Raw genomic sequence first — 23781 nt, forward strand, 5'->3', positions numbered from 1 at the left:
AGGCTTCCGACGGCATCAGGTACGGCATCTCGGCGCCGTGCGAGGCGCCCGGGTCGAAACCGGCCGGCAGGCCGCCCTTGACGGGCGGGTGCGGGTCGTCGAACTCGTAGAAGTACGTGCGCGGTTGCCGACTCGCCGCCTGACCGGTGAGGTCGTGATACTGGCAGCCTCCGAGCCCGTAGAAGGCGCTGCTGTCGCCCCACAGATCACTGAAGGCGTACGTCCCGGTGTACGAGTCGCCGTACTCGCTGAACGGTAGTGAGCGAGCACTGTGCCGGCCTGCGCCCCGAACTCGATGCGGACGGCCCGCTCGTACTGCGTCTTCGTCGCGCGCGCGAACGGCAGCGACCACGACCGCACTTCGTCGCGGGTGTGGCCGATGAGCAGGGGGACGTTCGCGGCCTTGCCGGTGCGGACTGCCTCGCTCGGCGGGAGCGGCAGCTCGGGGCCGCCGGAGACGGGGAGCGGGCCGCTCAGGACGCCGCCGACGAAGCCGCCGCTGGTGGCCAGCAACTCATTGGCCGGCTTGGCCCGCAGGCAGGACGTGTCGGAACAGCTCGCGGCCGTCGCGTACTTCTTGCCGCGGGCGACCGCCTGCTCGGCCGTGTGGCTGGGGCATCCACCGCTCTGGATGATCGCGCCGGAGAAGAGACCGCGTGCCGGGGGCGAGGCCAGGAGCGCGCAGACGGAGTGACCGCCCGCCGACTGACCGCCGACGGTCACGCGGCTCGCGTCCCCGCCGAACGCGCCGATGTTGCGTTGGGTCCAGCGCAGTGCCGCCTCCAGGTCGAGGAGGCCGTAGTCGCCCGCGCCCTGCTTGCTCAGCCCGGGCAGGTCGAGGAAGCCGAACACGCCGAGGCGGTAGTTGATCGTGACGACCACGACGTCGTTGGCCTCGGCGATCCGCGAGGCGTCCGCCGTCTCGCCCGCGCCGGAGGAGAAGCCGCCGCCGTGGATCCAGAACATCACCGGCAGCGGCCGGTTCGTACGGTGGGACGGGGCGTAGACGTTCAGGTACAGGCAGTCCTCGCTCATCCCCGCGCCGGTGTCGCCGCGGAACTGCAGACAGTGCGGGCTGGGGGATGTCGCCTGGCGGGTGGCGGTCCAGGCGCCGGCGGGCGCCGGAGGCTGCCAGCGCCTGGAGCCGACGGGCGGGGCCGCGTACGGGATGCCGAAGAACCGGTCGACCCCGTCCGCCGAGGCTCCCGTGACGCGCCCCTTGTCGGTGGTGACCGTCAGGGGACTGGGGGCCGCGGACGCGGGAGCGACGGACATGACGGTCAACAGGACGAGCAGGCCGGCCAGGCCTGCAAGTCCCTGTCGGACGAGGGGTCTCACTGAACCTCCAGGAGGTCGGAGCGATGGGGGAGCCATGCTCCGTCTCGTACGACAGCCGCGCGACGATTCCGGTCCGCTCCGCGGACCTCTTGACCGCCTCAACTTCGCCCGCGTGAGGTGCAGTTGAGCGCCAGGTCAGTCTCCCTCACCCCAAGGCTTCATCAGCTCCGCCTGCGCAGCGGCCCACGCCCGTTCGTCACGGCCGTGACCCGGACCTCCGCCTCGCCCCCGCCGTCGAACACCACCTGATCCCCCCCCGTCGCGCAGCGGGGGCGTGCCGGCGCCGGCCACGGGATGACCGGGGTCCGGGCGCTCAGCTCGTGTCCCGTGCCCAGCCCGCCGGGTCGGCGATGACCTCGTCCGCGGTCTCCGGCAACGAGCCACCCGTACCGAAAGCGCGGGCGCGCATGCGGGCCAGCGCCTCCTCGGGCGTGATGTCCAGCTCCACGACGAGAATGCCGACGGCGGCGTGCGTCGCGCCCCCATAGGTGTCGAGGATGTCCTCCGGCTCCCATGGCGGCAGCCCGTTCTCGCGGAGCGAGACCTGGTAGCTGTCCAGGAGGGCGCGGCCCGCGGTCCGGGCCGCGAGGACACCCCGCGCGACGACGTCGGGGGCCGGGGCCAGCGGTTGGTCGCAGAGCAGGTCGATGGCGCCGAGCGTGCGGCCGATCTCGGCCCGCAGCGGGAAGGCGTAGATCGCGCCGACGTCCGGGAGTTGCTCCCGGGGCGCACGAGCCGAACACGGGCCAGCGTGTCAGAGCGTGGTGGACGTCGCCGACGATCACTTCCGCCTCCTTGCGCGCGGCCGTGACACACGGCCCCTCTCCCAGGCCGAACTGCAGCTTCTCCACGCGCAGCGCGGCGTCGTCGGTCGCCCACAGCATCTGGCGGTGTGGGGTGTCGGAGAACAGTGAGAGGGTGCCCCCGCCCATCGACAGGCTGCCCCGCACCGCCTCGCACAGTCGCTGGGGCAGATGCGCCGGATCGCCCTCGGCGGCTGCCCGGACCCTTCGTTCCACTGCGAATCCCTCCACCACGGCTGCTCCTCAGGCTCTCGACGCACTTCCCGGCGCCCGGGTCTCCGCCGGTCCCTCGCGCAAACCGCGCCCGTGACGTCCCCTTGGTGACGAGGTCGGCGAATCTCATGCGATTCAGGTGGACTCGTTCTGTTTGGGGGCGGGTCGCTCGGATAGTCGGGTGGGGTCGCCGGACAGGACGCACGGTGCATCCCTGCACCGCCCGACCGGCAACGACTGGTACGGAGGTACCACCGTGACCGAGAACATGTGGAACTACCCGGCCGACGCGGGACACGTCCCGAACGCCGACCTGACGGGTTACAAGGTCGAGGCGACCGACGGACACATCGGGAAGGTGGACAAGCACTCCAACGACGTCGATGCGCAGTACATCGTGGTCGACACCGGCGTGTGGATCTTCGGCAAGGAGGTACTGCTGCCCGCCGGCACCATCACCGGTATCGACGCCGCAGCGAAGACGATCCGGGTGGCGCGTACGAAGGACGAGATCAAGAGCGCGCCCGAGTTCGACAAGGACAAGCACCTGGGCGACACCGGCTATCACGAGCAACTCGGCTCGTACTACGGCCGCGGTACCCAGGGCACGCAGGGCAAGGGATCGACGCCGCCCGAGCGCCCCCTGATCTGACGGGGCACGGGCACACCCACCGTGAGACGGGAACGCCACCGTGAACGGTGTACGTCGACGGCGCCGCGGATCCCGCGAGGAATCTCCGCGGCGCCTCTCCCGTGCCGGGCTCGCCCGCCGGCGGCAGCGGGGCACGGTGACAGGAGCCGACTGTGGCCCAGAGCCCGATCTTCCGCCACAGCGGCCGGGCCGTCACCGTCGCCGAACTGATCATGACGTTCGTCTTCGCCGAGTTCATCGGCGCCGACGAAGCCATGATCAAGGCGCTCGGCTCCGGACTCGCCGCGCCGGTGCTCCTCGACGCGTTCGTCGTCCGCATGACGCTCGTCCCCGCCGTCCCGCCCTCCTCGGCCGGCGCGCGTGGAACCGGCCGCGGTGGATCGACAAGAACCGTCCGCACGTCGACATCGAAGGCGAGAAACGCGACCGCCGCGCCCGTCCCACGGACGAGCGGGAGACGAAGGATCCCGCCCTCAGCGCTCACCACCGACCCGGCTCCGCGGAGCCCCCGCGGCCGGGTGAAGCAGACGCGGGGGACTCGCTCGGCCGGGGCGGTGACCACGGTGTATCCAGGTGGCAGACATGAGAGGACCGATCCCGGTTAACCGATCACACATGTTGCGTTTCGGGGCCGTGGGCCTGCTCGTCCTGTGTGCCGCCACGGCGGTCACCTCGGCTTTCGCCGTTTCCGCCTGGTGGTGGTTCGCGGCCGCCCCGCTGGGCGTCGCCGCGCTGGTCGCCTGCTACGACCTGGTGCAGCGGCGCCACTCGGTGCTGCGCAACTACCCCCTGCTCGGGCACGCCCGTTTCCTCTTGGAGGCGGTCCGCCCCGAGCTTCAGCAGTACTTCGTGGAGCGGAACTACGACGGGCGCCCCTACGACCGCGACACCCGCAGCATCGTCTACGAGCGGGCCAAGGGCGTCGACGCCGAGGAGCCCTTCGGCAGCGAACGCGACATGTACGGCCGCGGCTACGAGTTCCTGGTGCCGTCGATGCACCCGGTCGACGTGCCGAAGGAGGCACCCCGGGTCCGCGTGGGCGGCCCGGACTGCACCCGCCCGTACGACATGTCCCTCCTCAACGTCTCCGCGATGAGTTTCGGCTCGCTCTCCGCCAACGCCGTCCTCGCCCTCAACACCGGCGCCGCCCGCGGCGGCTTCGCGCACGACACCGGCGAGGGCGGCCTGTCCGAGTACCACCTGCGCCCCGGCGGCGACATCATCTGGGAGATCGGCACCGGATACTTCGGCTGCCGCACGCAGGACGGCGACTTCGACCCCGCGCAGTTCCGCGAGAAGGCCGCCCACCCGGCCGTCAAATGCGTCTCCCTCAAACTGTCCCAGGGCGCCAAGCCCGGCATCGGCGGGGTGCTGCCCGGCAGCAAGGTCAACGCCGAGATCGCCCAGGTGCGCGGCGTCCCCGAGGGCGAGACGGTCGTCTCGCCGCCGTACCACCGGGTGTTCTCCACCCCGCGCGAGCTGGTGCGCTTCCTGGCCCGGATGCGGGAGCTCGCCGACGGCAAACCGGTCGGCTTCAAACTGTGCCCTGGCTCCCGCACGCAGTTCCTCGCCGTCTGCAAGGCGATGCTGGCCGAGGACATCACCCCCGACTTCATCGTCGTCGACGGCGCCGAGGGCGGCACCGGCGCCGCCCCGCTGGAGTTCGCCGACCACCTCGGCATGCCGCTCACCGAAGGACTGATCACCGTCCACAACGCGCTGGTGGGCGCCGGCCTTCGCGACCGCGTCCGGATCGGCGCCAGTGGCAAGGTCGCCACCGGCTCCGACCTCGTCAAGCGCCTGGCCATGGGCGCCGACTGGACCAACGCGGCCCGCGCCATGATGTTCGCCGTCGGCTGCATCCAGGCCCAGCGCTGCCACACCAACCGCTGCCCCACCGGCGTCACCACCCAGGACCCGCGCCGGGCGCGCGCCCTCGACGTCGCCGACAAGTCCGAGCGGGTCCACCGCTTCCAGGAGGCGACCGTCACCAGCGCCCTGCGGATCATGGCCGCGATGGGCGTCTCCCGCCTCGACGACCTCGGCCCCCGCCTGCTGCGCCGACGCGCCACGGACGCCGACGACTTCCGTTCCTACGCCGAGCTGTACGACTGGCTGGAGCCCGGCGCGCTGACCGGCGCCGCCGCGGACCCGCCGGCCGGCTGGGCCGCCGACTGGAAGGCCGCCGACCCGGACAGCTTCACCGGCTGACCAGCAGATCCCCGTCCAGAACATTCTCTCCCCGGTACCTCAGCAATCAGTACTCGGCATTCAGCACTCTGAAAGGACACACCCCTATGTCCCGCACCGTCGCCCGCCTCTTCACCGACACGCTGGAGGAACTCGGCGTGCGGCATGTCTTCGGTGTCGTCGGCGACGCGCTCAACCCGCTCACCGACGCCATCCGCTCCTCCGAGACCCTCTCGTGGGTCGGCTGTCGCCACGAGGAGGCAGCCGCGTTCGCGGCCGGCGCCCAGTCGCAGCTCACCGACACCCTCGGCGTCTGCATGGGCACCGTCGGCCCCGGCTCGGTCCACCTGCTCAACGGCCTGTACGACGCCGCCAAGAGCGGCACCCCGGTCCTCGCCGTCACCGGACAGGTGCCGCTGTCCGAAGTGGGCACCGACTACTTCCAGGAGGTCGACAACGACCTCCTCTTCAAGGACGTGGCCGTCTTCCGCGCCACCATCACCTCCCCCGAACAGCTCCCCGGCCTCCTGGAGGTCGCCGTACGCACCGCCATCGGCCGCCGGGGCGTCGCCGTCCTCACCGTGCCCGGTGACATCGGCGACAAGGAACTGCCCGCCGACCGGCCCGCCCGGCTCTCCGTCGCGCGCTCCGAGAACCGGCCCGACGACCCCGACCTCGACGAGGCGGCCCGCCTGATCGACGACGGCGGCGACGTCACCCTGCTCGTCGGCCGCGGCGCCCGTACCTCCCGCGAGGATGTCCTCGCCCTCGCCGACCGGCTCGCCGCGCCCATGGTCCTCACCCTGAAGGCCAAGGAGGGCTTCGAGGGCGACAACCCCTTCCAGGTCGGCCAGACCGGCCTGATCGGCAACCCGGCCGCCGCCCGCGCCATGGACAAGGCCGACACCCTCGTCCTGCTCGGCACCGACTTCCCGTACCGCGAGTGGTATCCCGAGGGCAAGAAGGTCGTCCAGGTCGACCGGGTCGCCGAGCACATCGGACGGCGCGTCCCCGTCGACGTGGCACTCGCCGCCGACGTCGGCCCCACCGTGCGCGGACTGCTCCAGCGGGTCGCGGCCCGCGAAGACCGCAAGCACCTGGACTCCGCGCGCGAGAAGTTCACCCAGTGGCAGGACGGACAGCGCAGGCTCGCCGAGCCCGGCCACGACAAGGGACTGATCGGCAAGGTCCGCTCCGCCTTCGACAACCGCGACCACCTGGTCCGCCCCGAGGCGCTCGCCGCCGCCGTGGACGCCGCGGCCGACGACGACGCCGTCTTCACCTCCGACACCGGCATGGCCACCGTCTGGCTGTCCCGGTTCGTCGAGATGCGCGGCACCCGGCGGCTGATCGGCTCCTACAACCTCGGCTCCATGGCCAACGCGATGCCGCAGGCCATCGGCGCCCAACTGCTCGACCGCGACCGGCAGACGGTCGCCTTCTGCGGCGACGGCGGACTGTCGATGCTGCTGGGTGACCTCATGACGATCCGCACCGAACAACTGCCGGTCAAGCTCGTCGTCTTCGACAACCAGCGCCTGGGCATGGTCAAGCTCGAACAGGAACAGGCCGGGCTGCCCGAGTTCGGCACCGTCCTGGACAATCCGGACTTCGCCGCCGTCGCCCAGGCCCTGGGGATCAAGGGCATCCGCGTCGAGCGCCCCGAGGACCTCGCCGACGCCGTCGCGCGGGCCTTCGCCGAACCCGGTCCTGTCCTGCTCGACGTGCTCACCAACCCCGACGAGATCGCGGTACCCGCCAAGCCCACCGTCCAGCAAGGGTGGGGCTTCGCCATCGCCAAGGTGCGGGAGAACCTGCGCAGCACGGGAAGCTGACAAGATCGTTTCATGGACTACAGGCAGGCCGAGGTCAGTGACGCTCCGGCGATGGCCGCTCTCTTCGCCGCCCATCACCACGACGCGCTCTCGGAGCGGGAGCGCGCCGAGCAAGGATTCGTGCAGGGCGGCCTCGACGCCGCCGCCCTGCGGTCGATGGCGGAGGCGGGCAGCCTGCTCGTGGCGGACGACGAGGGCGACCTCGCCGGGCTGCTCGGCCTCGCCGCGCCGCGGAGCATCCCGGATCCACCGCCGCCGGTCAGGGCCCTGGTGGCCGCCCAGGACTCGCTGCACTGGCAGGGGCGCCCGCTCCGGTCGATGCCGTGGATGCTGTACGGGCCGGTGGTGGTCGACCGCGCCTACCGCGGTCAAGGCGTGGCCCGCGGGCTCTTCGACGCGGCACGTGCGGCGGCCGCGCGCCGGGCCGACGTGATGGTCGCCTTCATCGAACGCGCCAACGAGCGGTCCTGGAAGGTCCACGTCGAGGGATTCGGCATGACGCCGCTGGGCGAGTTCATCCTGGGCGATCGTCCCTACGACGTCGTCGGCGCCGCCACCAGGACGTGAGCGTAGCCCGCACACCGGCTGGACGGGCACACGGACGGTCCGCGACGTACCGCGTCCCGGACCGTCCGCGTGCTGTGCCGCAACTGTGCGCGGCAGGGGCCTACTTGGCGCGGTGGGCGTCGATGATCTCCGGCGTCACCGTGTTGCCCAGCTTGTCGGTGGACACCGCCTTCAGCCAGCCCCCCTTGCCGGGCGCCGGGCTCAGGACGAGTGCGTGCCGGGACAGCACCGCCGCCCTGATCCAGGGCTCACCCTTGTCGTACGAGGCATAGACCTTCAGCGAGGCGAGGTTGCCGTCGGCCGCCGCGCCGGTGACGGACACCGGCACGCTCAACAGGTGGTGCGCCGGGGTGGGGGAGTCGAGGGGCGTCCTTGCTCGCGACCGACTCACCGTCGCGGGACAGACTGGTCGGTGAGGAGTCGACGAAGGACGCCCCGCTGTGACCGGCGCTCTCGGAGAGCAGCGACAACGCCGCGGTGAGGGGTGTCGCCGGTGCGGGCAGCGCCGGTCGTCCTTGCCGGGTCTCCACGAGCGGACCGGAGGAGTCCCGCTGCTGGAAGCTGATGTTCCATTGCTGGCGCCCTTCTTGTCCGGTGCGGGGGAACCGACACGGACGTCGGCCGAGACGAAGGCGCTTTGGCCGGGGCGCCGGGTGAAGTGGCCCTGGACCCGGTCGCCGACGGTTCAGATGTCAGCCCGTCGCCTCCAACAGGCCCAGCTCGCGCAGGCTTTCGACGGTCTCGATCAAGGTCGTCTCCATCGGGCGGGGACGCCAGCCGAGGACGTCACGGGCCCGGTCGTTGTGGATGATCGGGTGCGGCAGGTCGTCGCCCGCGGCCTCCTCGGTGGGTACGCGCTCGGCCAGGGCGCCGAAGCGGCGGCGCAGCAGGCCCGCGACCTCCAGGAAGCTGGTGGTCGGACCGTCCGCGACGGCGAGGAACCGGCGGCCGGCGGCCTCGGGCTCGGCCATCGCCCGCACGTGCAGGTCGGCCAGGTCGCGGACGTCGACGACACCGAAGCGGTGCCGCGGCGCGACCTTCATCGTGCCGTCCAGCATCGCCTTGACCAACTGGGTCGAGGAGCGCAGTTCGGTGGTGAGCGTGGGGCCGAACACGCCGGTCGGATTGAGGACGACGAGCTCGGTGCCGCCGCCCTCGCGCTCCATCAGATCCCAGGCGGCACGCTCGGCGACGGTCTTGGACCGCGGGTAGGGCGCGAGCCCCGGCGCGTCGGGGTCGGTCCAGTCGTCCTCGGTGTACCCGGCGGACGCGGCGTCCGGCTTGGGCGTGTAGCCGACCGCCGCGAACGACGAGGTGAGCACGGTACGCCGAACCCCCGCGTCCCGGGCGGCCCGCAGCACCCGCAGGGTTCCCTCGCGGGCGGGGACGATCAGCTCGTCGGGATCCTCCGGCTGGACCGAGGGGATCGGGGAGGCCACGTGGTGGACCTCGGCGCAGCCGGCAAGCGCGGCAGGCCAGCCGTCGTCCGCCATCAGATCCGCCGGAACGACCTCAAGACCCGCGTCGTCCGCGCCCCCGCGCCGCACCGCCGCGCGCAGCGCCTCCTCGCGTGCCGTCGACCGCACGGTGGTGCGCACCGGGCGGCCCTGCCGCAGCAGGGCGGCGATCAAGTGGGTCGCCACGTAACCGGACCCGCCGGTGACCAGAACGGGATTCATCTCAGTACCTCCAAACGACCGACCGTCTCCACGAGACGTTCGGTGATGTCCTTCTCCGCGGCGCTGTCACCGCGGTCGCGGGCGTCCCACAGGGCGGCCTTCTCCCGGAGATAGGCCAGCCGCGCCCGCTGGGCGGCCAGCTCGGCCTCGACGCGCTCGGCGTGCCGCAGCAGCAGGTCGCGCTGCTCGGCCGCCGCGGACCGGCCCCGGGCCCGGTTGGCCAGGTAGGAGCGCATGTCCTCGATGCCCACACCCACGGCCCGCAGGCAGGCCAGGATCTCGATCGCGTCGAGATCCCGGTCGCCGTACCGGCGGTGGCCACTGCGTTCGTCGCGCGCGACGGGGCCGATCAACCCGACGTCCTCGTAGTAGCGCAGGGTCGGCTCACTGAGCCCACTGCGCCGGGACATCTCCTGGACGGTGAAAGTCGCCATGCGCTCACCAGAACACACTTCAAGCGCTTGAAGGCAAACGATCCGCGGCCCCTGCGGGGCTGTCGTGGACATCTAGTGCCGAGTGGTCCACTGGCTCTGCCGTGGTGGCCGATCCCTCGCCTTACGAGCCGAGCCATTGGCCCAGGGAGGTGATTGAGCAGCCCTAAAACAGGGGGAGAGTGCCTGGCCGTGCCCGGTCCTTGCGGCCGCCATACGCGCGGACGGCTTCTGTGTCACGTACTCCTGGGCTAACTCGCCGACCTGCTGCGCACCTTTAAGGCGCAGGGCGTGGACGTCATGCAGCTCCGTCCCGAGTACGCGGCGGGCCAGTTGGAAGTCTCGGTGGCCCCGGCCGATCCGGTGACCACTGCGGATCTCGCCGTGCTCGTCCGCGAGACCCTCCGGGCGGAGAGCCTGCGGCACGGCATGCCCCCGGTGTTCGCGCCGGTCGCTGCGGCCGGCGCGGTGGGCAACGGTCGCCATCTGCACACCAGCCTCCGGCACGAAGGCCGCAACCTGTGCCGGAACGGAGACGACGCGGCCGGAATGACGCCCACCGGGGAAGCGTTCTTCGCCGGGGTGCTGCCCGCCCTCATGGCCATCGGCGCGCCCTGCGCCGCGCGCTTTGACCCCGCCGCCAACCCGTACCTGCTCACCGGGTGCGTCATCGCGGCGGGGCTCGCCGGGGTGCATGACGCCCTGACCCTGCCGGCGCCGGTGGCGCGGGCGATCCGCCACGACAGCACGGGACGGATCGGCTGCCGTCCTCGCTGACCGAGGCCCTCAAGCACTTCCAGGACTCCACCGTGCTGCGCGCCGCTCTGGGCGACCCGCTCTTCGAGGCCGGCGCCGCCGTGCACCGGGCCGAGGCCGAACTGTTCGCCGAGACCACCCCGCAGGGCCTGGCGGCCGCCGTGCGCCACGTGTACTGAACGCCCCCCGTTACCTTTTTCGTGGCTCCGCAATGGGGCCTCCGGCCTTCGGGTCCGGCATGACTTCCCCCCTTGTTGTTCATGATCCGGGGGGTGGTGTCACCGGGTCCGGAGGCATCGACGGACCGCTGATGAGGGGCTTGAGCACCGGCTTCACCCGAGCCGGAAGAGCTCTCCGTAACGTGGATGTGGCAGCTCGGTGCCGAGGCAAGGCCGGACGAAAGCGTGATGGAGGGGCCTGCACGTGATCGACACCGGCGGCATCGACGTCTTCCTCGGCCTGGACGTCGGCAAGGGCGAACACCACGCCACCGCCGTCACCCCGGCCGGCAAGAAAGCCTTCGACAAGCGGCTGCCCAACACCGAGCCCAAGCTCCGCGAGCTGTTCACGAAACTCCAGGCCAAGCAGAGCACCCGCCCGCCCAACTGCTCACCCTGGACGACATGCGCGGCAAGGAGGTCCCGGTGGACTTTGAGCAGGTAGGCAAGACGGGCGTGTGACCGCCGATGTCGGCGATGACGCCGACGCAGGCGTCGCCACGCCTCGCGCCGACCCCTACTTCCAGAACTGTGCAAGCACCCCCTGCTGATACGGCTCGGGCGACACCGCCAGGTCACCCGAGAACGGACGGTCCAGGGTCACCGCGAGCAGCAGCGCCAATCCGATCAGCGCCGTGGAGCAGCCCACGAACATCAGTTGGGCCCTGCGGTCGCGGATTCCGAGGAGCAGGGTCAACGGGATCATCACGATCGCGCCTCCGTAAACGAGGATCTTCAGCAGCGTCGGCAGTCCGGACCTCGCGATGGCCAGGCGACTCCGCCGGTCGGCCGCCATGGCGTTCACATGCCCGGCAGCCGTCTCGTAGTACGCCTTCTGGCTCTCGGTCTTCGGCTCGTACGACTGCAGGGATTGGAAAAGGGAGCTCATCGCGTTCTCGGTGGATGCGCTGTCCGGAACACCCTGCCGCATCTTCGGCCACTGATTGTCCACCACCGCGTGCACGTACTGACCGACCGCGTCCACTACCTGGCGCTCGTCCTTCTCGGGGAAGACCGCGACGTCGCGGACGATCGAGGCGGCGTTGGCGGACTCCGCGGCGACGACCTGCTCGGCCACCCCGAGTCCCTCCCACTCCGCGACCACCACGAACGCGAGGAAGATTCCGTAGATCGCCCCGTACATCCCGAGCAGCACACCCACCATCTCGTTCTGCTCACCGTTCACCGATCGAGGGAATCTGCGGCGTACATGAACCGCGCCGAGGAGAGCGAGCGCGACGAGACCGCCGATGAGGAGAAGGGCCAGACCGAAGGTGTCCAGGTGGTTGAGCAGCCAGAGTTCCATGATCATGAGTGTCGCCGGAGTGCCCGCACCAGTCCGGTGACCAGGCCTCGCGATCATTCGTACGGAGCAGCGCCCATCCGGCGACCGCCGCGGCGTCGGTCGGCCGGATTACGTCGTGTCGAGCCCGCGGCGCTCGGGCACGGACCCGGCGGCGCACTGTTCGGCGTCGGCGGCGTGGAGGACTTCGCGAATCAGCAGGTCAAGGTCGTCCGTGGTGGTGCGGTAGTTACACAGACAGGCACGCAGGACGGTGCGTTCGTGGACGGCGACGGTGGCGAGGTAGACGTGTCCGTTGTCCTGGACTCGGCGCGCAATACGGGTGTGTAGGGAATCCGGGTCGCCCTCGTTCGGGTCGGTGATCCGGAAACAGGCGACCGGCCACGGGCCGCCTGCCAGCAGGTGAAGCCGGGGTTCAGCGGTGATTCGCTCGCGCAGCCGCTGAGCGAGGGTCAGGTAGTGCTCCATCAGATCGGTGACGCCGTCGCGGCCCAGGTGGTGGAGGGTGGCCCACAGGCCGAGGGCCCGGGTGCCGGGACGAGTCAGTTCGATCGTGGCATGGGACAGCCACGGCAACGCATCCGGTTCATCGGCGGTGAGGTACGAAGCCTGGTGGGCGAAGGCCGTGTGCAGGTGCTCGGGGTCCGGGACGAGCAATGCCCCGCACCCCACCGGCACGCTCAGGGTCTTGTGCGGGTCGACAGTCAACGAATCGACGCCGCCGAGGCCCACGTACTGGGGCGCCAGGGCAGGCACAACGGCGCCAAGTCCGCCCCAGGCCCCATCCGCGTGGTGCCACATCCCCACGCTCCGGCACAGGGCTGTGACCGGTTCGAGCGGATCGATGGCGCCAGTGGCGGTGGTGCCCAGCGTGGTGACGGTGCAAAAGGGCAGCAGGCCCGCGTCCAGATCAGCAGTGACCGCGGCGCGCAGCGCGGCGGGGTCCATCTGGTCGTGCGCGTCGGTGGCGATGGGGCGCAGCCTGTGGGCGGGCAGACCGATGCAGGCTGCTGCCTTGGAGACGGACATGTGCGCCTGGGCGCTGTAGTAGAGGGTGAGGCGGGCGTGGTCGCGGTCGAAGGCGAGGCCGTCACCGGCGCCGCGCCGGGTGAGGAACCAGGTGCGGGCCGTGGCCAGGGCGAGCAGGTTGGCCATGGAGCCGCCGCTGGTCAATACCCCGCCCGCGCCGTCCGGCAGGCCGGCCAGGTCTGCGAGCATGCGTACGGTGCCACGTTCCAGGTCCATCAGGGCGCTCTCGCCCATCCCGCAGGTCGCGTTGATGGCGCAGGCCAGCAGGTCGGCGACGATTCCGGCCGGTGCGGGCGGCGAGTTGATCCAGGCGAAGAACGCGGGGTGCCCGTTCCCGGTCGGGTACGGTGCGATCTCGTTGCGCACGAAGTCCAGTACCCCGCCGAGTTCTCCGCCCCGTTGCTGGAGCCGCCCCTCACGCAACAAGGACCGTACGTGCGCGGGCAGCGGACGGCCCACCGGGTCCTGAGGCAGTTCGCTCAGGTACCGGGCGGCCCACTCGGCCGCCGATACGAGTTCGTCCCGCAACACCTTCGTATGCACCGCGGGGGGCACCGGGAACAGGCGGGATCCGTCGAACTGAGCCGAGACATCGTTGTACAAGCGGCGAGCCATGGTGAGGCGTGGAACCTTTCGTTCTCACAAGGCCCCCTGGTCAGTGAAGCGAAGGCCATGATCGTAACGAGCCACTGCCTCGACCGACACGCGTGCCCGCACAACTCAGCGCGGCCCCCTCCGCGCGGGTCCGCAGCCATCTGTCGGCGTACTGGGCAAGAAGTCCTTGCTGGTGACGATGGCCATGCGTCCGGACAGTCGCGTTCCTGGACGTCCGCTCACGAACAGAGCGATATCGGTGAGCTGAGCGGTGAGAGCGTTCGTGCGGCGTGGGTGTCGGCGGGGCAGGGCCGGGACTTGCTCGGCGAACGTCCTTCGGCCGCAACGGCCGTTGTTGCACACGAGACGACGTGCCCGCGGATCGATCAGCGCTCTCCGGGCGGCGGCAGGTAGGTCTGCGAGCGACCGCTGGTGGGAGCAGTGCACCCGTGAAGATCTCCGCCGTACTCCGGGCAGGCGGCCGAGCCTGCCGGAGACCGCGCGACGAGCCGGACCTCGGCATCTCCAACAGGTGAGGCCCCCCGGCCGCGATCGGGTGCACCCCCAAATCAGCGACAGAGCGAATAAGTTGTGCTCGACCCCAAACTCGTGAACAGAGCCAGAGTTGGGAGACGCCGTCGAGGATCATCTCCCGTCGTCCTTCGCCAGTTCCTTCGTCACCAGCAGTCACTGCTGCATCGAGTTCTCGACGCGAGATGGGCCTGCCTACGTCTCATGGGCCTCCTGGTCGTTGGCTTCGTTGGCGCGGTCGATCTCGGCCATGTGCTCCTCCGCCCAGGTCCGAAGCCCCGCCAACGCGGCTTCCAGGGACAGCCCGAGTTCGGTGAGCCGGTAGAAGACCCGTGGCGGCACGGTCGGTTCGACCCGGCGCGACACCAACCCGTCGCGGGTCAGGCTTCGGAGCGTCACGGACAGCATCTTCTGCGAGACGCCGGGCATCCGGCGTCTCAGCTCCGCGAAGCGCACCTCCTGCGGTGCGGCGTCGGCGAGCGTCTTGACGGCCATGGACGTCCACTTCGTACCGATGCGGTCCAGCAACTGCCGCGTCGGGCACCGGGGATCGAACAGATCGCCGCGTACGCCACGACCGGCGGCCCGGGCCCCTCGGGTGGTCACCTGTGGCTCACCACCTTCCCTGAAAGTGCCGTCTGGGAGACGGTCGCAAAGTTACCTATCGTTTGGTGGTCACCAATGGTAACCACCAGGAGATGTCGTCATGCCCATCACCACCGCACACCGCATGCGCCGCATCGCGACGAACGGCGTCCAGCTCAATGTCGCGATCGCCGGGGACGGACCCGCGGTTCTCCTGCTGCACGGCTTCCCGCACACCTGGCGACTCTGGAGCGGCATCATGGGCCGGCTGGCCGGGCAGTACCGGGTCATCGCTCCGGACCTTCGAGGGTTCGGGGCCAGTGCACGTGCTGTCGAGGGGTACGACGCAGGCACCCTCGCCGCCGACGCGGAAGGGCTGCTGGACGCACTCGGTGAGTCCTCGGCTGCGGTGGTCGGCATCGATGCGGGCACCGCCCCCGCCGTCCTGCTCGCGCTGCGCCGGCCCGGCCTCGTCCGGCGCCTGGTCGTGATGGAAGCACTGCTAGGCCGCCTGCCCGGAGCAGAACACGTCGTCACGGGCGGCACCCCGTGGTGGTTCGGCTTCCACTCCGTCCCCGGCCTCGCCGAGACCGTCCTGGCCGGCAACGAGGCCCCGTACATCGACTTCTTCCTCGACTCAGGAACGCTCGGGCGGGGAGTGTCCGACGACATCCGGGCGGCCTTCGTCCACGCGTACACCGGGAGTGAAGCCCTGCACTGCGCGTTCTCCTACTACCGGGCCCTGCCCACCAGCGCGCAGCAGATCCAGGACGCCGTCGCGACGGCCCGGCTGGCCATGCCCACCATGGCCGTCGGCTCTCACCCCGTCGGCACCGCGCTCGAACGCCAACTCCGTCCCATCGCCGATGACCTGATCGGACACCATCTCCAGGAATGCGGCCACATCATCCCCCTCGACCGCCCCGACGCACTGTTCGCGCTCCTTGCTCCCTTCCTCGCCGCCGATCTGCCGAAGTGACCGGAGCGGGCCGAAGGCTTACGGCCTGCGGTTCGGACGCGTGTAGTCGCACACGCGCACTGGGCGATCACCGCGCGGAGACTGCTTGGGCGAGGGTGGCGCCGCGGGGGTCAGGTGTCGTTGGCGGACCGGCCGGTGTCGGGCTCGGTGTTGGCAGTGGCAGGAGAGGTATTGGCGGAGCTCGGTGAGCAGGGCCCTGTCCGTGGCGATGATGGTGGACTGCATCTGCAGGGCGTTCGGTTTGTCGTGGGTGAGGTTTCCGGCCCACGCGACCGCCCGCCTGTGCCGGGCTCCTACTTCGTCTCGGAGCGGCTGGTCGTAAGAAGCGTCAAGTTCGGGCTCGGTGGCGCGCCCGGGCCGGGCCGTCTCCGTGTCCTGGAGGTGTTCGTCGGCGCGGTCGGCGATGGCGCAGGGGTAGACGACCGGCGGGCGGAGTGCCCCACACCCGCAGCGGACCGCTGATGTTGTGGGAGGCGGCGAGTTGGGCGGCCATGGCGAGCATGGTCACCTGGTCGGCACCGTCGATGACGATGCTGACGTAGCCGGGCGTGGTGCTGGCATACCCGATCGCATTCATGACCGGTACGACACCGCCGGCCACGACCGGGTTCGCCGTCGCGGAGTTTGTCACCCGATCCGGGGCCTCTGGCAGCGCGTAGGAGAGCACCGGCATCGGCATGGGAGCAGGTCGCGGTACGGGCCGGAAATGCGTTCGTCGACGGCCCGCACAGCCGCCCCGCCTATACCTCGTTGAAGCCTCGCGCGGCGTCGTAGATGTCAGCCTCGAGGATCACAATCGACCTGCTCGTCACGACGAAGAGCACCATGACGCGGCCGTGCCAGGCGGACCGGGTGACACTGTCGTTCGTGTACGCGAGGTGGCTGCTGTCGGCTTCAGGGTCGGCGGCAATCCTGTCGACGAGCTGGAGCAGCTTCTGCCGGTCGGCTGGAGGTATGACGTCGCGGAATCGACCGGCCCGCTCCGTGAAATGCACGTATCTCTTCATCGCCGAGCAGCGTATGCGCCCGCTGGGGCTACCTCGCCTGGTTCAACGACCCCGAGCAGCTGGAGGTCGAGCAGCGCCAGGCCGCACATCTCCGCGCCCAAGAGCGCGACCCGCTTCAGCTCGGCGGCCGCCCCGCCCCGTTGCGGCTGCACATCCTCGACACGAAGCACGCCGTCGAGACCGCGCTCACCGCCTGCGCCGACGACATCGCCAGCCAGGCCCAGCGTGCGCTGCTCAAACCTGGGCCGGTGCGGCCCGCCAGGTCAGGGTTGGTTGACAGGGGTTACGGGGAGGGGACCCCACCAGATGGCGGCGCTCGCGTGAATGCGTGCCTCCGTAAAATCCAGGGGACCTGCTGTCAGCGTCGCGTCGCGGAAGTTGGCCTCGCCGCCGAGGAACCTCGCGCGGCGGAAGTCCACGTGGCCTCCGGTGAACCTCGAGTTGCGGAAGTCGAGCCTGTCGCCGGAGAACGCCATGCTGCGGAAGGTGACTTCCCCGCCGGCGAACGTCGCCCGGTGGAAGTCGACGTCGCCTGCGAAGAACGTCGCGTCGCGGAAGTCAACTTGGCCGCCAAGGATCCGCGAGCCGCGGAAGTGGATTCGGCCGCCCGAGTTCGTCAAGTGGCTGAAGTCGAGCATGCCGCCGGACAACTGGAGGCTGCTGAAGAGGACGAGGCCGTCGGAGATCGTTGCGTTGCTGAGGTGGACCGTTCCCCCGGAGATGGACGAGTCTCCGAAGTCGATCTCGCCCCCGGATACGGTCGAATCGCGGAAGTCGATCTCTCCGTCGAAGACCGTCACGTTACGGAGGTGGACCGTGCCTCCGCAGATGGTCGAGTCTGCGAAGTTGATTCGGCCTCCGGAAACGGTCGAGTCGCGGAAGTCGATCCCGCCGTCGGAGATGCTTGAGTCGCAGAAGCAGATGGTGCCGTTGGAGAGGGTCGCGTGTCGGAAGCTGATCTGGCCGCCGCAGATGCTGGATGCGTGGAAGTGGACTGCACTGCGATGTGTCGATCCATTGAACGAGACAGTGCCGCCGGAGAACATTGCTTCGGAGAAGTCGACGTAGGCCCCGGAGAAAGTGGAGTTAAGGAAGTAGACGTTGCCGCTGGAGAACGTTGCGCCGTTGAAGTTGAGGGTGCCGCCGCTGTACATCGAGCCGCTGAAGTTGATGAGGCTTCCGGAGAAGGTCGCGTTGCTGAAGTCGATAAGGCCGCCCAGGAACTTCGCTCTCGTGAAGTCGCCACCGTCGAAGTGGGCCCCTGAGAAGTTGAGGCTGTGCCCGCACCATGTTGTAGCTGAGTCGGGGTCTTGGAGATGGCTGCTGATGGTTCCGATGATGGCCAGTCGAACGTCTCGCTCGCCTTTCAGAAACCCCGTCGCGCTGGGGTCGGGCTCGTAGGGCATCCGCAGGTAGGCGCACAGTACGTCGATGCAGACCTTCCGCTGCTCTGGCCAGTCGTCGGCCAGACGCGCCATCGCATAGACGCCGGCGAGGCGGACCGCAGCCTGATCGTGGCCCAGTTGCTCGGCGGCCCTTTGGTAGCGCTCGGCGAGCTGTGACGCGTCCGCGCGGCGGGAGGCGCCCTCGTCAAGGAGCTGTTTCCGGTAGGCGTAGAGGGCTGCCAGGACCGCACCGACGAGCGTCAGGACGGTCACGGTGGTTTTGATGACGTCCTGCGCCTTGACAGGCTTCGTACCTGTGGAGGCGAGGAGTGCCTCGGTGCCCAAGTAGAGGCCGTAGGCGAGCGCGCCCACGCTCACCAGCGCGAGGGGGGCCACGACCCACACGGGCCACAGATTCGGTGTATAGCGGCCCTGCGGTTCCGGCCGACGGCTGAAGAGGGGCACGTTCGATCCTGGCGCGCATGGCGCGGCGAGACAAGACCGGCTGTTTCGTGCGGTGTGTGGACACGGCGGAGCCGGTGCTGGTCGCGATATGCGGGTGGTGTCATTGGTGGCGGCTATGGTTTCGCGGGTGATGGTGGGAAGCGACGAGACGCGGCTCGTGGTGGTGCGGGGGAACAGTGCGTCGGGCAAGTCGTCGGTGGCGGCCGGGATTCGCGACAGATTCGGCCGCGGCCTGGCTTTGGTCGGGCAGGACAATTTGCGCCGGGTCGTGCTGCGGGAGCGGGATGTGCCGGGCGGGAGGAACATCGGGCTCATCGACACGGTGGCCCGTTACGCGCTGGAGGCCGGCTACCACGTGGTGGTCGAGGGCATCTTGTACGCCGACCGGTACGGCGACATGCTCGCGCGCCTGGCCGCCGACCACCGTGGCGTAACCCGCTGCTACTACCTGGACGTTCCGATCGAGGAGACACTGCGCCGGCACGCTTCGAAAGGTGACGCCGAGTATCTCGCCCAGGTGAACGAGCACCATCTGCGTGAGTGGTACCGCGAGGGAGATCTGCTGCCCGACGGCCTGGAGACAGTGATCGGGGCCGACAGTTCGCTGGATGACATGGTCGAGCGGATCCTGTACGAGAGTGGGCTCGCCCGCCTCTCGGCCATGGACGCGTGACCGACGTGCCGTCCAGCGAACTAGTAGGGCTTCGTTAGATCTGTTCATCAGGGCTGATCAGGAGCATGTTGGGTGTGTGGACGCACATGAGGTGGACTGTCTGCGGGCGGCGTTGGGGTTGTTCGTCGCGGATGTGTTTGCCTCGGTGCCGCGCAAGGATCAGCGGGGCTGGGGCGAGTGTTATCTGCGGGGTCTGATGCTGGACGGGCGGCGTAAGTCGATTCAGCCGATGGCCGCCCGTCTGCCGGACGGGAGCATGCAGGCCCTGCAGCAGTTCGTCAGCCAGTCGCCGTGGGAGTGGACGCCGGTGCGGCGCCGGATCGCCGAGCGGCTGTGCGAGGTGATCCGGCCTGAGGTGTGGGTGGTTGACGACGTGTCGTTCCCCAAGTGCGGGAAGGCGTCGGTGGGAGTGGCCCGCCAGTACTGCGGCGCGCTGGGCAAGCGGGCCAGCTGCCAGGTCGCGGTCAGCGTGTACGCCGCCACCGACACCGCGTCGTGCCCGCTGGAGTGGGCGCTGTTCCTGCCCGAACAATGGGCGGACGATGCCCGGCGGCGCCGGGCCGCCGCCGTGTCCGACGACGTCGGACATGTGCCCAAGTCCCAGCTGGCGCTGGGCTTGCTGGACCGGCTGGCGGGATCCGGAGGGGCGGACTGCACCCTCGAAGATCGCCAGGCGAGAGTTGAGCTCACCGCGTCCCACATCACCAATGCGCCCGAGGAGCTCCTGACCGCGGTGGCCCAGCTCGTCGCGGGCGAGACGGAGACCCGTGCCCAGTTCGAGGCCGAACCGAGACCGCCTACCGGTGGATCTTCTACCGCGAAGGCGTGGACACCTGGGCCCGCGTGCTGGAGCTGTGTCACGGCAGCGATCACGACAACAAGGGAACCGAGATCTGGCCCAGCCAGCTTGGCCTCGACCAGCTCGCCCGCGCCGTGATCCGCCGCTTCGACGAGGTCGCGCAGACCTACGGCGAGAGCGGCTATCGAGGCAAGTGGGGCGAAGACTTCCCACGTACCGAGCTCGAAGCCCTCAGACGCCTCTGGCACGCCCACCACCGTAGCGATGACGCATACCGACAGCGGCCCGCTGCTCAGGTTGAGTGAGACAGCCCAGCCATTCCCGTCTCACTCAACTCGGACCACCCCAGGTCACCGCCTCGCGATGGTCCACGTCTACTGAGACGGGACAGCAACCTGCAAGAATCGGGCTGTGAGCATGCCTGAGCTGTCCGATGTCGAGTTCGCCTTCGTGCTCAATGCGAGTGAGATCGACATTCTTCCTGGAGTCCGGGGCGACCTGGAGGAGCCCTTGGCGTCCGGGTCGGCGGCGGACTTGGCACCCATCCTCCTATCCCTCGTTGATCGCGGAATGGTTGAGGTCTGCCGCTACATCCCGTGGACCGCACCAGATAGGGCGGTCGGCTACCAGCCAGGTCCTCCGATCCTGCGCGCGGACCTCCCTGCTGTGCTTGCCGTAGCTGAGGAGTGGGAGTACCCGGACGACTTCGAGTGGCTGGGCAAGCTCACACTGGTACGCACCGAAAGCTACCGACCGGGCCGCTGAGCACTCACTTGGCCAGATGGGTCAACTGACGCGCTCAGTCACGCTGCGTGTGACTGAGCGCGCACCAGATCTGACCGGGGCCGGTCAGATCTGGTGGGACGGGCGACAGGGCGGGTAGTCCGGGAGGTCGATCGCGTCCGCGGGAGGCGTGAACCATCGTGAGGCGAGCCCGCCCAGCCGTGCGGCGGCGGGGCTGCCGGCGATCTTCAGGGCGGAGTTCATCAGAGCGAGGCCGGCGCGGCTGCGCGGGTTGGCGATGCGCGGTGTGCCGGGGGGAAGTTTCTGAGCCTGGACCACGTAAGGGCGCATGAGCTTTTCGTAGCGGGCGAAAGCCGTCCCGAACGGATGTGTGGCGAGCTCACCGGCGAGAACGTAGGCGCCGGTGAGGGCCAGGCTCGTGCTCATACCGCTGATCGGCGATGAGCAGTAGGCCGCGTCGCCGACCAGGGCTACTCGTCCGCTGGACCAGGAACGCATGCGGGTCTGGCCGACCGCGTCGAAGTAGAGCGGGGCGTCGTCGAGCGCGGTGAGAACCCGGGGCGCTGCCCAGCCGACGTCGGCGAAGGTGCGGCGCAGGACGGTGACGAGGCTGTCGCGGTCGAGCTGTTCGAGACCTCGTACGTCGGACAGGAAGGAAAGGGTGGCCCGGAGGGTGCCGAGATTGTCCGGGCGCAGGGTGATGCTGCGCCCCCGGCCGGCACTGTGCCAGCGCCACAGGTCGGTGTCCTCGTTCGCCCGGGGGATGGTCAGGTAAGCGACGTAGAAGTCGAGTTCGCGAACGGCGTTCGCATCGCGGAAGACCATGGACCGGGTGCGGGAGCGCAGGCCCTCGGCCACGATCACCAGATCGAACGTGCGGGTCGTACCGCTCGCGAAACGGACGGTGACCCTGTCTCCCTTCTCGTCCGGTTTCTCGTCCAGCGCGACGATCCGATCGCCGAAGACGTACTCGGTGTCGTCGCGGGTGCGGTCGACGATGATCCTGGACAGCTGGCCGCGCAGGATCTCCAGTTCGGCTGTGGCGCCGGCCGAGTCGGACGTACCGGCGGCGAAACGGGCGAGAGGCCTGCCAGCGGCATCGACGAACTCCGTGCCCGTCTCGCCCGTCGTCGCCGCGCGGATCGCGTCTTCGATGCCCATGCGGCGGGTGACCTCGCGGCCCGCGCCGCGGACGTCGATGTTCTGGCCGTCCTCGCGCAGCTCGTCGAAGCGCTCGACGACGGTGGTCTGCCATCCCTGGACATTGAGCCAGTAGGCCACGGCAGGGCCGGCGATGCTTGCTCCGGAGATCAGGACGGTGGGGGTGCGCATGGACGAAGACCCTTCGATTCGAAGTAGTGCTCTGCGTGCGGCGAACGGCCTCGGTTGACCGCCGACGCTGGCAGGGTGGGCCGGTCGCCGGTCGTGTCGGCCCGCCGGGACCCGGGCCTCCACAGGGTGCGCGGGCGGTGAGCTCAATGCATGCTGTCGACACGCTGGAGTCCGATGGTGACTTGGTCCAGTACCGCGTCGGGGGACAGGTCGTAGGCCTGCGCGGCTACGCCCACACTCAGCTCCGCGGCGTGCGTCATGGCCCACAGGAGCGCGCACCGGGCTGCCTTGTCGTCGCCGAGCATGTCTCTCAAGTGAATGATGGCTGCGTCGAGTTGGGTGTCGGATGCGGGCGCGTATCCATTCCGCAGGGCGCCGCGAAGAAGTGTCAAGGCCTCCAGTGCGGCCGGTGAATGGGACTGACTCTCCAGATGCATACGAGTTCCTTTCCTCACTGCCAGACCACTGCCGCCGCGGGTGCTGGGCACCGGCTGTCCTGCTCCGTTGCCCCTGTCCCGTGCTGGTCACGCGTCGAATCACCCGTGAGGTGGACGGCGCTGAGGGGCGAGTCGAATGCCAGTGCAGTGCGGGTGCGTTCGCGAAGAGTCGGCCCCCCCGGGGTGAACTGCGGGAGCACGATGCGCGCGCTGTCATCTCGTATCGACGGTGAGATCCGCAAAGTCTCAGGGAGCTCTTTCAGAGTTGCCGCTCCAGGGTGAGGACGGCCTTGGCGACTGACGTCCTTCGACTCGGGCTGCACCGGTGCCTGCGGAAGATGCGCCACAGCTTGAGTCGGGCCATGCCTTGCTCGACGGGCGCTCGTGCCGCCGGGAGTGTCTGGTTGACGGCCCGCTGGGTTGGTGTCAGCCCGCGTCCGGGCGGACGCCTGAGTGGTGTCGGCGTACTCCTGTGAGTGCCCCAGAGGTGCGGTGGCACCGCTGCCACCGCACCCCCGCCTCCACTCCTTCCGTAGAGTCCGAGGAGTCCCCGTGATCGAAATCGCCCCCGACCAACTCCCGCCGAGAGCCTGGAGGCTCCATACCGTGCATGCGTTGACCGGTTGTTGACCCCGACGACGACACCGTGGGCGAAGCCTCTCCAGGCGGCCTGCTCCCCGCGCACACCCTCGACGACATCGACGAGTTGATGGACGTACTCGCCGACGTCCACGAGCCGGACGCCGAACCCGACCGGTACCTGGCGAACCCCGCCGAGCGGGTGCCGTCGCGCGACTGCCCAACGCCTTGCCCTCGTCGTGATGGGCTTCTTGTGGTTCGCCGGCGTGGCGAGGTGGATCAAGGGGAGCAGGAGCAGACGCAGGTGTACTGGTGGCTGGTCATGGCGATACTCGTGGTGTCACCTCACCGAGGACAGCAAGATGTGACGCGCGTTCAGCGCGCTCGCCCTCGCCTCCTGGTCCTGGCGGATCGCCTGTCTGCCTGACGCATCCGGTCAGCCGAAGCCGCGACGGGGGCAAGCCGCCGCGTAGTGGTGCGCCCGCCCCGCCGCTTCACTCACGCGGGGGGCATAGAGCAGCCCCTCCGCGTCCTCCAGCCCGGCACGGCGCAGGAACTCGACGACGTCGTTGTCGTGGTGGGCGAGGTATTCGTGGTCTGTGGCACTTCACGCAGTACATGCCGTGCCAGGAAGCGCGCGGCCCTGTTCTCGCCGAG

Annotated in this window: 24 protein-coding genes and 3 pseudogenes; 13 read left to right on the forward strand and 14 right to left on the reverse strand. The window is 69.6% G+C overall.

Features of this window, described 5'->3' with window-relative positions:
* Window positions 1–15 precede the first annotated feature (15 nt).
* Both B072_RS42595 and B072_RS49590 read right to left on the reverse strand, forming a co-directional pair.
* Entirely contained in the window at window positions 16–1338 is a 1323-nt protein-coding gene (locus B072_RS42595; RefSeq protein ID WP_051127099.1) for a carboxylesterase/lipase family protein, read from the reverse strand.
* A 313-nt stretch (window positions 1339–1651) separates the two neighbouring features.
* Window positions 1652–1786, reverse strand: a complete 135-nt coding sequence (locus tag B072_RS49590) for a hypothetical protein (RefSeq protein ID WP_018529144.1) — start codon at window positions 1784–1786, stop codon at window positions 1652–1654.
* Window positions 1787–2610: 824 nt separating this feature from the next.
* On the opposite strand from B072_RS49590, the gene B072_RS42600 reads away from it, so the two are divergent.
* From B072_RS42600 to B072_RS0106590, 5 genes are all read left to right on the forward strand, one after another.
* The gene (locus B072_RS42600) at window positions 2611–3006 is read left to right on the forward strand and encodes a PRC-barrel domain-containing protein (RefSeq protein WP_051127111.1); all 396 of its coding nucleotides are present in this window, start codon (window positions 2611–2613) and stop codon (window positions 3004–3006) included.
* A gap of 152 nt (window positions 3007–3158) precedes the next feature.
* Complete coding sequence (locus tag B072_RS0106575; protein WP_026245516.1) at window positions 3159–3611, forward strand: hypothetical protein; 453 nt, start codon at window positions 3159–3161, stop codon at window positions 3609–3611.
* A gap of 10 nt (window positions 3612–3621) precedes the next feature.
* Window positions 3622–5217, forward strand: a complete 1596-nt coding sequence (locus tag B072_RS0106580; RefSeq protein ID WP_018529147.1) for an FMN-binding glutamate synthase family protein — start codon at window positions 3622–3624, stop codon at window positions 5215–5217.
* 86 nt (window positions 5218–5303) lie between these two features.
* Complete coding sequence (locus tag B072_RS0106585) at window positions 5304–7031, forward strand: thiamine pyrophosphate-dependent enzyme (RefSeq protein ID WP_018529148.1); 1728 nt, start codon at window positions 5304–5306, stop codon at window positions 7029–7031.
* 12 nt (window positions 7032–7043) lie between these two features.
* On the forward strand, window positions 7044–7598 hold the full coding sequence (locus B072_RS0106590; RefSeq protein WP_018529149.1) for a GNAT family N-acetyltransferase: 555 nt from the start codon (window positions 7044–7046) through the stop codon (window positions 7596–7598).
* Between the two features lie 100 nt (window positions 7599–7698).
* Here the strand turns inward: B072_RS0106590 and B072_RS0106595 are convergent, their stop codons facing one another.
* The 3 genes from B072_RS0106595 to B072_RS0106605 all read right to left on the reverse strand — a co-directional run bounded on the left by B072_RS0106595 (window position 7699) and on the right by B072_RS0106605 (window position 9711).
* Window positions 7699–7926: a hypothetical protein gene (locus B072_RS0106595; protein ID WP_158689162.1), complete on the reverse strand. Its 228-nt coding sequence runs from the start codon at window positions 7924–7926 to the stop codon at window positions 7699–7701.
* A 364-nt stretch (window positions 7927–8290) separates the two neighbouring features.
* Window positions 8291–9277, reverse strand: coding sequence for an SDR family oxidoreductase (locus B072_RS0106600; protein WP_018529151.1), 987 nt, complete (start codon window positions 9275–9277; stop codon window positions 8291–8293).
* Window positions 9274–9711: a MerR family transcriptional regulator gene (locus tag B072_RS0106605; protein WP_018529152.1), complete on the reverse strand. Its 438-nt coding sequence runs from the start codon at window positions 9709–9711 to the stop codon at window positions 9274–9276. Before B072_RS0106605 ends, B072_RS0106600 begins: the two co-directional genes overlap by 4 nt.
* A 297-nt stretch (window positions 9712–10008) precedes the next feature.
* Between B072_RS0106605 and B072_RS42605 the strand changes: the two genes are divergently transcribed.
* The 3 genes and pseudogenes from B072_RS42605 to B072_RS42610 form a co-directional block, all read left to right on the forward strand.
* Entirely contained in the window at window positions 10009–10485 is a 477-nt protein-coding gene (locus tag B072_RS42605; protein ID WP_234018808.1) for a hypothetical protein, read from the forward strand.
* Window positions 10482–10643, forward strand: coding sequence for a glutamine synthetase (locus B072_RS49010; protein WP_234018809.1), 162 nt, complete (start codon window positions 10482–10484; stop codon window positions 10641–10643). The genes B072_RS42605 and B072_RS49010 overlap by 4 nt, the downstream gene beginning before the upstream one ends.
* 244 nt (window positions 10644–10887) lie before the next feature.
* Window positions 10888–11058, forward strand: a pseudogene (locus tag B072_RS42610) (IS110 family transposase); the annotation flags it as partial.
* A gap of 141 nt (window positions 11059–11199) precedes the next feature.
* On the opposite strand, the gene B072_RS0106625 reads toward B072_RS42610, so the two are convergent.
* The 3 genes from B072_RS0106625 to B072_RS0106635 all read right to left on the reverse strand — a co-directional run bounded on the left by B072_RS0106625 (window position 11200) and on the right by B072_RS0106635 (window position 14745).
* Window positions 11200–11988 carry a DUF4239 domain-containing protein gene (locus B072_RS0106625; protein WP_026245518.1) on the reverse strand — a complete coding sequence of 263 codons (789 nt, stop codon included), beginning with the start codon at window positions 11986–11988 and terminating at the stop codon, window positions 11200–11202.
* A 108-nt stretch (window positions 11989–12096) separates the two neighbouring features.
* On the reverse strand, window positions 12097–13629 hold the full coding sequence (locus B072_RS0106630) for a pyridoxal phosphate-dependent decarboxylase family protein (protein ID WP_106432816.1): 1533 nt from the start codon (window positions 13627–13629) through the stop codon (window positions 12097–12099).
* A gap of 705 nt (window positions 13630–14334) precedes the next feature.
* On the reverse strand, window positions 14335–14745 hold the full coding sequence (locus B072_RS0106635; RefSeq protein ID WP_018529156.1) for a winged helix-turn-helix transcriptional regulator: 411 nt from the start codon (window positions 14743–14745) through the stop codon (window positions 14335–14337).
* A gap of 100 nt (window positions 14746–14845) precedes the next feature.
* Here B072_RS0106635 and B072_RS0106640 point away from each other — a divergent pair, with 100 nt between their 5' ends.
* The gene (locus B072_RS0106640; RefSeq protein ID WP_018529157.1) at window positions 14846–15703 is read left to right on the forward strand and encodes an alpha/beta fold hydrolase; all 858 of its coding nucleotides are present in this window, start codon (window positions 14846–14848) and stop codon (window positions 15701–15703) included.
* Between the two features lie 328 nt (window positions 15704–16031).
* On the opposite strand, the gene B072_RS48065 is transcribed toward B072_RS0106640, so the two are convergent.
* From B072_RS48065 to B072_RS45440, 3 genes are all read right to left on the reverse strand, one after another.
* Window positions 16032–16280, reverse strand: a complete 249-nt coding sequence (locus B072_RS48065; RefSeq protein WP_158689163.1) for a hypothetical protein — start codon at window positions 16278–16280, stop codon at window positions 16032–16034.
* A 163-nt stretch (window positions 16281–16443) separates the two neighbouring features.
* Window positions 16444–16710, reverse strand: coding sequence for a hypothetical protein (locus B072_RS0106650; RefSeq protein WP_202539644.1), 267 nt, complete (start codon window positions 16708–16710; stop codon window positions 16444–16446).
* 263 nt (window positions 16711–16973) lie between these two features.
* Window positions 16974–18560 (reverse strand): pentapeptide repeat-containing protein, encoded by a 1587-nt coding sequence (locus B072_RS45440; protein ID WP_158689164.1) that lies wholly within the window; start codon window positions 18558–18560, stop codon window positions 16974–16976.
* 115 nt (window positions 18561–18675) lie between these two features.
* On the opposite strand from B072_RS45440, the gene B072_RS0106665 reads away from it, so the two are divergent.
* From B072_RS0106665 to B072_RS0106675, 3 genes and pseudogenes are all read left to right on the forward strand, one after another.
* Complete coding sequence (locus B072_RS0106665; RefSeq protein ID WP_043243453.1) at window positions 18676–19233, forward strand: AAA family ATPase; 558 nt, start codon at window positions 18676–18678, stop codon at window positions 19231–19233.
* 76 nt (window positions 19234–19309) lie between these two features.
* A pseudogene (locus B072_RS48615) lies at window positions 19310–19876 on the forward strand (IS701 family transposase); the annotation flags it as partial.
* Window positions 19877–20449: 573 nt separating this feature from the next.
* Window positions 20450–20797 carry a hypothetical protein gene (locus B072_RS0106675; protein ID WP_158689165.1) on the forward strand — a complete coding sequence of 116 codons (348 nt, stop codon included), beginning with the start codon at window positions 20450–20452 and terminating at the stop codon, window positions 20795–20797.
* 84 nt (window positions 20798–20881) lie between these two features.
* On the opposite strand, the gene B072_RS0106680 is transcribed toward B072_RS0106675, so the two are convergent.
* The 3 genes and pseudogenes from B072_RS0106680 to B072_RS49015 all read right to left on the reverse strand — a co-directional run.
* Window positions 20882–22108: an FAD-dependent monooxygenase gene (locus tag B072_RS0106680; RefSeq protein WP_018529163.1), complete on the reverse strand. Its 1227-nt coding sequence runs from the start codon at window positions 22106–22108 to the stop codon at window positions 20882–20884.
* Window positions 22109–22251: 143 nt separating this feature from the next.
* On the reverse strand, window positions 22252–22545 hold the full coding sequence (locus B072_RS0106685) for a hypothetical protein (RefSeq protein WP_018529164.1): 294 nt from the start codon (window positions 22543–22545) through the stop codon (window positions 22252–22254).
* Between the two features lie 259 nt (window positions 22546–22804).
* Window positions 22805–23005 (reverse strand): annotated as a pseudogene (locus tag B072_RS49015) (transposase family protein); the annotation flags it as partial.
* A 186-nt stretch (window positions 23006–23191) separates the two neighbouring features.
* On the opposite strand from B072_RS49015, the gene B072_RS0106690 reads away from it, so the two are divergent.
* Window positions 23192–23551 (forward strand): hypothetical protein, encoded by a 360-nt coding sequence (locus B072_RS0106690; RefSeq protein WP_018529165.1) that lies wholly within the window; start codon window positions 23192–23194, stop codon window positions 23549–23551.
* The last annotated feature ends 230 nt before the right edge of the window (window positions 23552–23781 follow it).

Source organism: Streptomyces sp. HmicA12 (assembly GCF_000373565.1).
GTDB lineage: Bacteria > Actinomycetota > Actinomycetes > Streptomycetales > Streptomycetaceae > Streptomyces.

Excerpts from the sequence above, each read along its gene's own strand:
- B072_RS0106650 (WP_202539644.1), bottom strand. The coding sequence starts at position 16,710 with ATGAAGAGATACGTGCATTTCACGGAGCGGGCCGGTCGATTCCGCGAC.
- B072_RS0106685 (WP_018529164.1), bottom strand. The coding sequence starts at position 22,545 with ATGCATCTGGAGAGTCAGTCCCATTCACCGGCCGCACTGGAGGCCTTG.
- B072_RS0106680 (WP_018529163.1), bottom strand. The coding sequence starts at position 22,108 with ATGCGCACCCCCACCGTCCTGATCTCCGGAGCAAGCATCGCCGGCCCT.
- B072_RS48065 (WP_158689163.1), bottom strand. The coding sequence starts at position 16,280 with ATGAATGCGATCGGGTATGCCAGCACCACGCCCGGCTACGTCAGCATC.
- B072_RS0106675 (WP_158689165.1), top strand. The coding sequence starts at position 20,450 with ATGCCTGAGCTGTCCGATGTCGAGTTCGCCTTCGTGCTCAATGCGAGT.
- B072_RS0106580 (WP_018529147.1), top strand. The coding sequence starts at position 3,622 with ATGTTGCGTTTCGGGGCCGTGGGCCTGCTCGTCCTGTGTGCCGCCACG.
- B072_RS0106590 (WP_018529149.1), top strand. The coding sequence starts at position 7,044 with ATGGACTACAGGCAGGCCGAGGTCAGTGACGCTCCGGCGATGGCCGCT.
- B072_RS0106600 (WP_018529151.1), bottom strand. The coding sequence starts at position 9,277 with ATGAATCCCGTTCTGGTCACCGGCGGGTCCGGTTACGTGGCGACCCAC.
- B072_RS0106585 (WP_018529148.1), top strand. The coding sequence starts at position 5,304 with ATGTCCCGCACCGTCGCCCGCCTCTTCACCGACACGCTGGAGGAACTC.
- B072_RS0106625 (WP_026245518.1), bottom strand. The coding sequence starts at position 11,988 with ATGGAACTCTGGCTGCTCAACCACCTGGACACCTTCGGTCTGGCCCTT.
- B072_RS0106605 (WP_018529152.1), bottom strand. The coding sequence starts at position 9,711 with ATGGCGACTTTCACCGTCCAGGAGATGTCCCGGCGCAGTGGGCTCAGT.
- B072_RS0106640 (WP_018529157.1), top strand. The coding sequence starts at position 14,846 with ATGCCCATCACCACCGCACACCGCATGCGCCGCATCGCGACGAACGGC.
- B072_RS0106665 (WP_043243453.1), top strand. The coding sequence starts at position 18,676 with ATGGTTTCGCGGGTGATGGTGGGAAGCGACGAGACGCGGCTCGTGGTG.
- B072_RS0106630 (WP_106432816.1), bottom strand. The coding sequence starts at position 13,629 with ATGGCTCGCCGCTTGTACAACGATGTCTCGGCTCAGTTCGACGGATCC.
- B072_RS42605 (WP_234018808.1), top strand. The coding sequence starts at position 10,009 with ATGCAGCTCCGTCCCGAGTACGCGGCGGGCCAGTTGGAAGTCTCGGTG.